General features: G+C 40.7%; 8 protein-coding genes. 7 read left to right on the top strand and 1 reads right to left on the bottom strand.

Annotated features, from left to right (window positions below; translation table 11 throughout):
• Nucleotides 1–78 precede the first annotated feature (78 nt).
• The 3 genes from QYG89_RS06120 (at nucleotide 79) to odhB (ending at nucleotide 5953) form a co-directional block, all read left to right on the top strand.
• A complete protein-coding gene (locus QYG89_RS06120; protein ID WP_404315589.1) occupies nucleotides 79–1167 on the top strand; it encodes a DsrE/DsrF/DrsH-like family protein in 1089 nt (362 codons plus the stop codon).
• Nucleotides 1168–1758: 591 nt separating this feature from the next.
• A complete protein-coding gene (locus QYG89_RS06125) occupies nucleotides 1759–4587 on the top strand; it encodes a 2-oxoglutarate dehydrogenase E1 component (RefSeq protein WP_404315591.1) in 2829 nt (942 codons plus the stop codon).
• Between the two features lie 115 nt (nucleotides 4588–4702).
• Nucleotides 4703–5953, top strand: coding sequence for a 2-oxoglutarate dehydrogenase complex dihydrolipoyllysine-residue succinyltransferase (odhB, locus tag QYG89_RS06130; RefSeq protein WP_404315593.1), 1251 nt, complete (start codon nucleotides 4703–4705; stop codon nucleotides 5951–5953).
• 183 nt (nucleotides 5954–6136) lie between these two features.
• Here the strand turns inward: odhB and sda are convergent, their stop codons facing one another.
• A complete protein-coding gene (sda, locus tag QYG89_RS06135) occupies nucleotides 6137–6268 on the bottom strand; it encodes a sporulation histidine kinase inhibitor Sda (protein ID WP_404315595.1) in 132 nt (43 codons plus the stop codon).
• Nucleotides 6269–6689: 421 nt separating this feature from the next.
• Here sda and QYG89_RS06140 point away from each other — a divergent pair, with 421 nt between their 5' ends.
• The 4 genes from QYG89_RS06140 (at nucleotide 6690) to QYG89_RS06155 (ending at nucleotide 10434) form a co-directional block, all read left to right on the top strand.
• Nucleotides 6690–6896, top strand: coding sequence for a DUF6501 family protein (locus tag QYG89_RS06140; RefSeq protein ID WP_404315597.1), 207 nt, complete (start codon nucleotides 6690–6692; stop codon nucleotides 6894–6896).
• A gap of 199 nt (nucleotides 6897–7095) precedes the next feature.
• Nucleotides 7096–7527 carry a Rok-like winged helix domain-containing protein gene (locus tag QYG89_RS06145; RefSeq protein WP_404315599.1) on the top strand — a complete coding sequence of 144 codons (432 nt, stop codon included), beginning with the start codon at nucleotides 7096–7098 and terminating at the stop codon, nucleotides 7525–7527.
• A 141-nt stretch (nucleotides 7528–7668) separates the two neighbouring features.
• Nucleotides 7669–8511: an ATP-binding protein gene (locus QYG89_RS06150; protein ID WP_404315674.1), complete on the top strand. Its 843-nt coding sequence runs from the start codon at nucleotides 7669–7671 to the stop codon at nucleotides 8509–8511.
• Between the two features lie 9 nt (nucleotides 8512–8520).
• Nucleotides 8521–10434: a vWA domain-containing protein gene (locus QYG89_RS06155; protein WP_404315601.1), complete on the top strand. Its 1914-nt coding sequence runs from the start codon at nucleotides 8521–8523 to the stop codon at nucleotides 10432–10434.
• The last annotated feature ends 461 nt before the right edge of the window (nucleotides 10435–10895 follow it).

The following is a 10895-nucleotide window of genomic DNA, read 5'->3' on the forward strand; positions in this document are numbered from 1 at the left end:
CAATGCAATTAAGACATTAGCAGTTATTTTTTTAAATAAAAATATACCCCTGTGTGTATTTGGGGTCAGGAGGAATAAATGATGAATCAGATGGTAAAAACAGTCGACGTAAAAGACATTGATCAATTAGTTAAAGAAGGTGCTTTGTTAATTGATGTCAGGGATGAATCAGAAAGAATCATGGGGTATATAGAAGGAAGCAAAAACATTCCGCTTGGCGAGCTTCCTGAACGCCTAAGTGAAATTCCTAAGAATCGGCCTGTCTATGTGTCCTGCCAAGTTGGGAAGCGCGGGGAGAAAGCAGCATCATTATTAAGTGACAATGGCTTTGACGCTTACAATGTAAAGGGTGGCTATCGGGCATATGCCGACTATCGCCAAGCTTCACAGGCAGAATTAAGTACAGCGGCTGTAGCAGATGGAAAAGAAATTGAACCTGATGTAGCATTAAACTGTTTAGGGCTGCAGTGTCCAGGGCCGATCAGTCAAGTGTTCCAAACGATGAACCGAATGAAAGACGGCGAGGTTCTAGAAGTAAAGGTTACTGACCCGGGATTTATCTCTGATATAAAGGCATGGTGTGCCAATACCGAAAATACATTTATCAGCAGTGAAACACAGGGGGATACTGTCGTTGTGTACGTTCGCAAAGGAGCAGGGGAATCCCTTGTACAGACGGATGAAGGAAATGGCAATAAAGGAGCGACCCTTGTTGTCTTTAACCAGGATTTAGACAAAGCGATTGCCTCTTTTATCATTGCGACGGGAGCAGCAGCGATGGGAAAAAAAGTAACAATGTTTTTCACGTTCTGGGGCTTGAACATTCTGCGGAAGGATGAGGATGTGCCTCAGGAAGGAAAAGACTTCATGGAAAAGATGTTTACGAAAATGATGCCCGCAGGACCTAAAAACCTCCCGATCTCTAATATGAATATGGGGGGAATGGGAGCAAAAATGATCCGTCAGGTGATGGAGAAGAAAAATGTCGACAGTTTAGAGACACTTATGCAAAATGCGATAGATATGGGTGTTAACATTGTTGCTTGTGCTATGAGTATGGATGTCATGGGAATTCGCAAAGAAGAATTAATTGACGGGGTAGAAATCGGCGGGGTAGCAGCCTACCTTGGCCAGGCAGAAAATGCGAATTTGAATCTGTTTATTTAATACTTTACAGTCCGTGTGCAGACGAGAAAGGTCTGCACACGTTTTTTTATTTAACGGAAGGGAAGGCGGCTGAGCCTAGTAAAGAAAATATATTTCTTCATCATGGCTGATTTTTGTATTTTTTGTTGTCTTCCTCCATTGAAAATTTTTATTTAATAAGAATAGAAAAACCCTCTATGCGGCAATTTGATAATAAATGTGGATTTTTCGAGAAAAAATATTGGTTTTTTGATCTAAGAGTAGTAAGATGGTACATGGAAAAAATGCTGCTACTTTTTCAGGCGTACAAACAAAGCAACGAATCAGGCAGGGAAATGACGCAAAGAAGTTTTTAACAGATTTTTTTTCATTTGTCAAACGATGATACGACAAAACATGTCACATATTTAGTGAAATGCGTCACATATTTAGTGAAATACACTTTAATCCTTCCCCTTATTACTATGCAATGGTAAGATGTCCTTGTAGGCAGTATAAATTTTCAACCTGGGTGTATCATGGTGTATATAGTGGTATGAAATACACGATGTGAGCTCATCCAAATATGTGTTAGTAAAAATTAATGGGCGAAATAGTTGGAGGTTTTTCAGAATGAAAATGCAGACAGCCCAAGGGAATCCGTGGAGTCGTTTCTCCGGACCAAACCTTGGATATGTAATGGAGTTGTACGAGCACTATTTGAAAGATCCTGAGTCAGTGGATCCCGAAATGAAGCAAATGTTTGAAGAGTGGGGAGCGCCCGTTGCAGATGCGCCTCATGGAGAAAGTGGTAAGACAGCTGTACCTGCATCAGGCAATGATTTAAATGTTTTGTTTAACGCAGTAAAACTTGCTGACAGCATCCGTACATACGGTCATCTTGCAGCAGATATTAATCCGTTAAATGATAAAAACAAAGATACGTATCGTATTGAGTTAAGCACATTCAACTTAACGGAAGAAGAATTGCGGAAAGTTCCTGTTCAATATCTATGTCCTGATGCACCAGCACATGTTAAAGACGGGTATGATGCAATCCAACATTTGAAAAAAGTCTACACAGATAAATTGGCTTTTGAATTAGCCCAAGTTCATGATTTAGAAGAAAGACAATGGTTCAGACAACAAATTGAATCAACTAATTATTATCCAACATTCTCAAATGATCAAAAAGTCCGGTTATTAGACCGATTAACAAAAGTAGAAGGCTTTGAGAAGTTTATTCATAAGACATTCGTTGGACAGAAGCGTTTTTCCATTGAAGGACTCGATGCAATGGTTCCGCTTCTTGACGAGATCGTTAGACACTCCGCTGAAAAAGGAGCAAAAACGGTTAATATTGGCATGGCGCACAGAGGACGTTTAAATGTCCTTGCGCATATTTTAGGTAAACCTTATGAAATGATCTTTGCAGAGTTCCAGCATGCACCGACGAATAAGAACATGCTTCCTGAAGGTTCTACGAAGATGACTACATATGGATGGACAGGTGATGTTAAGTACCATCTTGGTGCGGATCACAGTTTTAAAGAAGATGCAGATGTGACTCGTATCACTCTTGCTAACAACCCGAGCCATCTTGAGGTAGTAAGTCCGATTGTAACTGGTTATACGAGAGCTGCACAAGAAGATCGTACGAAACCAGGTCTTCCTGAACAAGATACAGATGCTGCTTTGGCGATTTTAATTCACGGCGATGCGGCTTTTCCAGGGCAAGGCATTGTCAGTGAAACATTTAACATGAGCCGGATTCCGGGATATCAAACAGGTGGATCTATTCATATCATCGCGAACAATATGATTGGATTTACAACGGAAAGTTATGATTCTCGTTCAACTCGTTATGCTTCTGATTTGGCGAAAGGCTTTGAAGTGCCGATTGTTCACGTTAATGCGGACGATCCAGAAGCGTGTATTGCTGCTGCTGTTATGGCAGTTGATTACCGCAATCGTTTTGGTAAAGACTTTGTAATTGATTTAATTGGTTATCGTCGCTTCGGGCATAATGAAATGGATGAGCCGATGACAACGAATCCAATGATGTATCATGAGATTCATCAACATCCGACGGCCCGTGAGATTTATGCAGAAAAACTAGTTAACCGCGGTGTCATTTCAAAAGATGAAGCAGCAAAGCTTTATTCTGAGAATGAGCAGCAATTAAAAGATCTATACGAAACGGTTCCGAAAAAAGATGAAAATCCGGATATCGTCATGAATCCGCCGAAATTCGTTGAAAGAGAGCTACCGGCTATTGAAACGGGAGTGGATACGGACGTATTAAGCCGAATTAACAGCGAATTATTAAATTGGCCGGAAGACTTAAACGTATTTAAAAAGCTAGAACGTATTTTAAAACGTCGTGAAAACGTGTTTGAAAAAGATGGCCAAATTGATTGGGGCCATGCGGAAGCACTTGCTTTTGCCTCTATTTTAAAAAGCGGCACACCAATTCGTTTAACAGGTCAGGATGCACAACGGGGAACGTTCGCTCATCGAAACCTCGTGCTTCATGATGAAAAAACAGGTGAAGAATATGTGCCCCTTAACCATTTAGAAGACGTGAATGCTTCATTTGTCGTTATTAATAGTCCATTAACAGAAGCGGCTGTTGTTGGTTATGAATACGGTTATAACGTCTTCTCACCAGAAACACTTGTTCTTTGGGAAGCCCAATTCGGTGATTTTGCCAACATGGCACAAGTGATGTTTGATCAGTTCGTTTCTTCTGGACGGGCGAAATGGGGACAAAAATCTGGTCTCGTCATGCTCTTGCCACATGGATATGAAGGACAAGGGCCAGAACACTCAAGTGCCCGCTTAGAACGCTTCTTGCAAAATGCGGCAGAGAATAACTGGACGGTTGCAAATCTTTCTTCAACGGCACAATATTTCCATCTTTTACGCCGTCAAGCATCGATCCTGCAAAAAGAAGAAGTGCGGCCATTAGTGATCATGACACCAAAAAGCTTATTGCGCCATCCGCTTGCAGCTTCTAGCGCTTCTGAATTTATTGCTGGTTCATTTAAGTCGGTTGTCGAAGAACCAAGACTTGGAAGTCAACCAGAAAAAGTGGAAAGAATCGTTCTTTGCAGCGGGAAAGTCTCCATTGATCTTGCTGAACAAATTAGCAAGACGGAAGAAAATCTTGACTGGCTGCATGTGTTAAGAGTGGAAGAAATATATCCGTTCCCTAAAGAGGACATAAAAGAATTCTTAGCATGTTATCCACAGCTAAAAGAAGTGGTATGGCTGCAAGAAGAACCGCAAAACTTTGGAGCATGGACGTATGTGGATGCACGTCTTCGCGACGTTGCTCCTGAAGACGCGAGCGTGCGCTATATTGGCCGCCGCCGCCGTTCCAGCCCATCAGAGGGAGATGCGATTGTTCATAAAAAAGAACAAGCACGTATCTTGAAAGCGGCTATTACAAGAGATTAAATCATGATATTAGAAGCGGACAGGCTGCTTGATCCGGCCTGTTCGGCTTTGAAATAAATATTTTTACTTATTATACTAACGTTAAGCTGAATGCATATTAGAGGAGGACACGAAAGTGGCTGAAATTAAAGTTCCAGAGTTGGCAGAATCGATTACAGAAGGTACAATAGCGCAATGGCTAAAACAACCTGGAGATGTTGTTGAAAAAGGTGAATACATTGTTGAGCTTGAAACAGATAAAGTAAACGTAGAAGTGATTTCCGAAGAAGCTGGTGTCATTCAAGAGTTGAAAGCAGCAGAAGGTGACACAGTTGAAGTTGGACAAGTCATTGCTATCGTAGGAGAAGGCAGTGCAGCTACAGCGGCACCAGCCCAAGAAGCAGCACCACAAGCAGCTCCTCAACAAGAAGAAGTGAAGCAGGCAGCACCAGCTCAAGAAGCGCCAGCTGCAGCAGAATCAACACAACGTCCAATTGCTTCACCGGCAGCCCGCAAGATGGCTCGCGAAAAAGGCATTGATTTAAATGAAGTTCCTACAGTAGATCCAATGGGACGCGTGCGTAAACAAGATGTAGCGTCTTATTCTGCAAATGAGCCGAAACAAGCAGCACCACAGCAAGCAGCAGCGCCTGCTCCAAGTGCCGCACCACAACAAGATGACGGCAAACCGGTTGTCCGTGAGAGAATGAGCCGCCGCCGTCAAACAATCGCAAAACGATTAGTCGAAGTACAACAAACGGCTGCTATGCTGACAACATTTAATGAAATCGACATGACAGCAGTAATGGAGCTGCGTAAACGTAAAAAAGACAAGTTTTATGAAGATCATGAAGTTCGCTTAGGCTTTATGTCTTTCTTTACGAAAGCAGTAGTTGCAGCATTGAAGAAATATCCTTATGTCAACGCAGAAATTGGCGACAATGAATTCCTATTAAAGAAATATTATGACATCGGTGTAGCCGTTTCTACAGATGAAGGCCTAGTTGTACCAGTTGTCCGCGACTGTGACCGCAAAAACTTTGCTGAAATTGAAGGGGACATTTTGAACCTTGCTCTAAAAGCACGTGACAATAAACTTGCTCTTAGCGATTTACAAGGCGGTACATTTACGATTACAAATGGTGGAGTATTTGGCTCTTTACTATCTACACCTATCCTTAATGGTACGCAAGTAGGTATCCTTGGTATGCATACAATCCAAACTCGTCCAGTTGCGATCGATAAAGACCGGATGGAAAACCGTCCAATGATGTATGTGGCTCTTTCTTATGATCACAGAATCATTGATGGAAAAGAGGCAGTTGGCTTCTTGAAAACTGTAAAAGAGCTTATTGAAAATCCTGAAGATCTTTTACTTGAAGGTTAATAATAACAACCAGCCTGAAGTTTTGCGACAGGCTGGTTTTTTTAATCGTTTAGGAAATTATAAAATTCTTATCTGTGGATAAGCGCACAACATCCAGCTTCAGCGCCTATGCTTTTATTCTGATGAAAGAAACAAAAAAGAGGCAGACCTTTTCGTGTCAGCCTCTTGATTTTTATTTTTAGTTTAGTTTTTTGTGAGGATTAAACCCCGCTTTTGTACTTCTATTCGGAGTAATCGAATCCAATCTGCGTCTTGACCTTTTTTCTTTGCGTCCCGATAGGCTGCTACAAGCATTTCATTACTCATGATTTTCATGAAATTACCTCCTTCAAATAGGTCAATGCCATTTCTAGCTTAGACATGAATCAATAAAGAGTACTCTTTATTGATTGTCATTATACATAATTCTATGAAGCTTTTGAAGAGGGATGAGTAAAATCAGGCGAAAGTAAGAAAAGAAATGTTCGTGATTAGTCCTTTAGTCGAGGACACTTGTCCTTACATAATAAAATATAATTTTATTATGTAAACAAAAATATTTACCTATGTTAATAAGTATTATTGATTAGAGCGGAAGGAGTGATAGCGGCGAGTAGGCTCCAATCATCAGGTATGTTTAACAAAGTCTTTTTAATTAATTGATTTCTTTAGTTTGCTGAAACAACTTTTCAGTCTGAATTCAAATATGCTATGATAATATAGAAAAACTATAGATAGGTAATTGAAAGGAGAACTTATGAATCATCTTCAATGGGTAAAAAAAGATACAATTAAGCAAGTTAAGTGCCTTCATACAAATGCACAGAAGTATATGGTCGAAAATAGATTAACGCCAGGACAATTGTATGATGTGAAAAATGAAACAGAGGAATTTTATTTCCTTGTCGATGACAAAGGAAAAGTATCTGGTTTTTATAAAGAGTATTTTGAAGAATGTAACTAAGCACTTGAGGGATGAAAGCAATTTTTTAGCACAATATGGCTAAGGCAGAGATATGGCTCATTCAAATAAAAGATACGAACGGCAGTATGTACTTTTATGGAAGTAATGAGGAGAGGAAGAAACGAGAACAGATAAGCGCCTTAGCTTTATTCATACATAAAGATTAGATTGTTTGTTGTCCATCATAGGGGGAGTATAGGTGTTTGATGAAAGAATGGCATTAAAGATCCGGCTGGAGCAGCTGGCTGATTCAGAACTAAGGATTATCCAAGAGTTTCAAAAGGAAAGGGAGACTATTTTCAGAAGATTAAAAGAGCTGGACACGATTGATGCTGAAAAGATGGAAAGTTCAAAGGAAATTGTCTCACTGACTAAAATTGGCGGCCCTCCCCAAGAGAGAAAGAGAAGGGGGCGGCGCAGTGAAAGTCTAGAGGAGCTGCGCCAGACGGCCGTAACGATATTAAAAGAGCAAAATACACCTATTCGCGGGGTGGAGCTTCAACGGCAGATTGAAGGGAGAACGGGGAAGAAGATAGCCAATATGACTACATTTATGGTTGGACTCGAACGAGAGAATTATCGGGTACGCAAGCTGGGAAGAGGGCTATATATATACGAGTACGAAGGCTGATTGCTGCGGCAGTCAGTTTTTTATTTTCTAATGGTTTACTTCTGATAATGAAGATGTATGATGGAAATAATGAGATGCTTCATAGCATAGAAAGGAACGATTGCCGTGTGTATTTATAAATGGCCGCCTGAGGCAGAACAAATAATAAAAGAACGAAATGAACTGTTTTTACATACCGAAGAAAGATATCTGATCGGAAAGGAGGGGTATCAGCCGGAAGATGAAACCATTTTATTTGATGCGGTCCTTGCCCTTTCTTTAGGAAAAAATGTGTTATTGAAAGGCCCGACAGGATCCGGAAAAACGAAGTTAGCAGAGACGCTTTCCTCTATCTTTTCTCAACCGATGCACAGCATTAATTGTTCAGTTGATCTTGATGCTGAAGCGATGATTGGGTATAAAACGATCGCAGCACATGAAGGGAAACATACGATTGAGTTTGTTCCGGGACCAGTCGTTAAAGCAATGAAACAGGGGCATTTACTGTACATTGATGAAATTAATATGGCTAAGCCGGAAACGCTGCCTCTGCTTAACGGTGTATTAGATTACCGGCGGATGATGACGAATCCTTTTACGGGAGAAGTGATGACGGCTAAACCCACTTTCGGTGTCATCGCCGCTATCAATGAAGGATACGTAGGAACGGTGCCATTGAATGAAGCGCTGAAAAACCGTTTTATCGTGATTGATGTTCCCTATATTGGAGGAGAAACGTTAATTCATGTGTTGAAAGCTGAGAGTCAGCTGGAGGACGAAAAACTAATTAAACGCTTTGCGGGGCTATCGCAAGATTTAATTATACAAGTAAAAAATGGGCAGGTTTCGGAAGAGGCGGCCTCTATCCGCGCGCTGATTGATACGTGCGATTTAGCTTTATTCATGCCGCCATTGCGGGCGATTAAACGTGGAATCATCGATAAGCTTGAAGATGAACGTGAGCAGGCAGCGGTGAAAAATATTGCTGAAACTCATTTTGAATGAGGAGACGTTATGAAACGCTTTATTCAATTTAACGATGAGACGATTGATTCCTTTTTATTTATGCAATTATCCGACCTAGCCAAAACATTAACGAAAGAAGCAGAGGTGGAAGTAGAATACAGCCCTTATGCCTACGTGAATAAGAGGGAAAGAAAAATTTATGTGAGTCACTTTTGGAACCATCGGCCGGCAGACGATCGATGGAATGGTTATAAGTCCGATCTTTTTTTACGTGCGATTGGCAGCTGGAGGCATACAGATGAACGAGTAGTCAAAGAATTTGTAAAGAAAATGGAGCGTTCTCCCATCTCGTCATTTGCGAAGCAGCTGATTGTCTTGGCAGAAGATATGCGGTTGGAGGAAATATGTAAAAAAGAACGTCCTGGTACAAAGAAAGCTTTTGCGGCTAGAAGAAGAATACAGCGTCAGTATTTCAGTGCCCAGCTGAAGGTGAACTTAGTAAAAAGCCTGGCCGCGGATGCCGTATTTAACTTGCATTATTTATTCATGCACGCCGAGTCTCCAGTACAGCCGCCGTCTATTAACCAAGAAGTGGATGCTGTGATGCCCTTTATACAAAGATCTATTATGGATTTTTATGATGCTCGTTCGACTGCTGATATTCTCCGTGTTAGTCAAACAATCGTAGAGTTACTGGAAGACGTATTACATAAAGATATGCTTAACCAATATGTGCATTTGCCCGAGTTCTTTATTCGTGAGGATGAACATAAGGAAACATATGCCGATTTGAAAAGAAAGGACCCACTCGCCAATGATGACAGTCTGAAAGAATCGAAATCTGGTGAGGAAGAAATCATAGATGAAGAATTTCGCACATGGCATCGGGAAACCAGCGAACTCGGCAACAGTTTTTTGCAATTTGATTTAGATCAAGGATCAAAAACCGAGCTGATGGGTGAAGGGGTAAGAGAAGGAGAAGCAGGAGATCAGGCACTCGCCATGGTGCAGGGATCTGCTCAGCAGACAAGTCGTAAAGACTTCTCCCACTTGCCAGCCGAGCCATTAAAAAAAGAGGTCAAGGCTGGAGAATATGCTGCTTTTGGGAAAGAAAATCGTTTTGCTGTGCCGGTCTTTAAAAAAGCCGATCGTCCTTGTGCGGAAGACATCGGCAACTATAAAAGGCAAAAGGCGCAAATTATTTCGCTGCAAAAAAAGCTTAAAAATATGATTGAGAAAACACTTGAACATAAAAAGGTTCAGCCGCGCAGTGATCTTCACAAAGGAAGATTAAATAAAAAACTTCTTCGTTTTTTCATAGAAGAACAGCCGCGGCTGTTTTATAAAAAACAAGAACCATCGCCAGAAATTGATGCCGTTTTCACTCTGCTCGTTGACTGCTCGGCTTCTATGGAAGATAAAATGGAACAAACAAAACGAGGAATCATCTTGTTTCATGAAGCGTTAAAATCTGTGAAAGTTCCACATGAAGTGATTGGATTTTGGGAAGATACGAGCGAAGCAACTGACACATCGCAGCCTAATTATTTTCACACAGTGATTGACTATCATTCCTCTCTGCAGCCAGCGAGCGGTCCAGAAGTGATGCAGCTGAAGCCTGAAGAAGACAATAGGGATGGCTTTGCTATTCGAGTCGTAACAGAAAGAATAAAGAAAAGAAGCGAGAAACAAAAATTTCTGTTGATTTTTTCTGACGGTGAACCAGCCGCTTATAGTTATGAGCGTAATGGGATTATTGATACGTATGAAGCAGTACTCCAAGCTCGCAAACAAGGAATCGAAGTCATTAATATTTTCCTTGCTGATGGGGAAATAGCGGAGGCAGAAAAGCAAACCGTGCAAAATATATATGGAAAATACAGTCTATTCGTAACGGATATAAATGAATTGCCACAGGTTATTTTTCCATTGTTAAAAAAATTATTATACAAAAGCTTTTAATAAAAGGGTGTTCCCAAAATATAACTTAGGGGCGTCTCTTTGTATGGCTTTTAAAATTTGTCCGTTGACTTCTGTTCTAAGCGCTTCGCTTTCCATGGGGCAAATGCTGAGTCTCCTCGTCGCTAAAGCTCCTGCTGGGTCTCACCTGTTCGCTGTTCCCGCAGAAGTTACTACAATCAACTCAGTGAAAATAAACATTTGAAGTTTGTAAAAAGCAGGAAGAATCCATTGGAAAACAACAAAAAACATTGAAGTAAGAAGAGGAACTTCTCTCAAGTTTACTGAAATGATCCAGCAATACCTAAAGAAAAAGGCTGACCTAAAAAATCGTTTTTAACGATCTTTTGAATCAGTCTTTTTTATTTTGCGGAAATCTATCGTTTTTTTCATAATTAACAATGTGAAAAATTCAAATATAAAACACAATAAAAACATCAATTAAAAAAAATCCACATGTAAAC

This window comes from Bacillus lumedeiriae (assembly GCF_044891285.1).
Lineage (GTDB): Bacteria > Bacillota > Bacilli > Bacillales > Domibacillaceae > Pseudobacillus > Pseudobacillus lumedeiriae.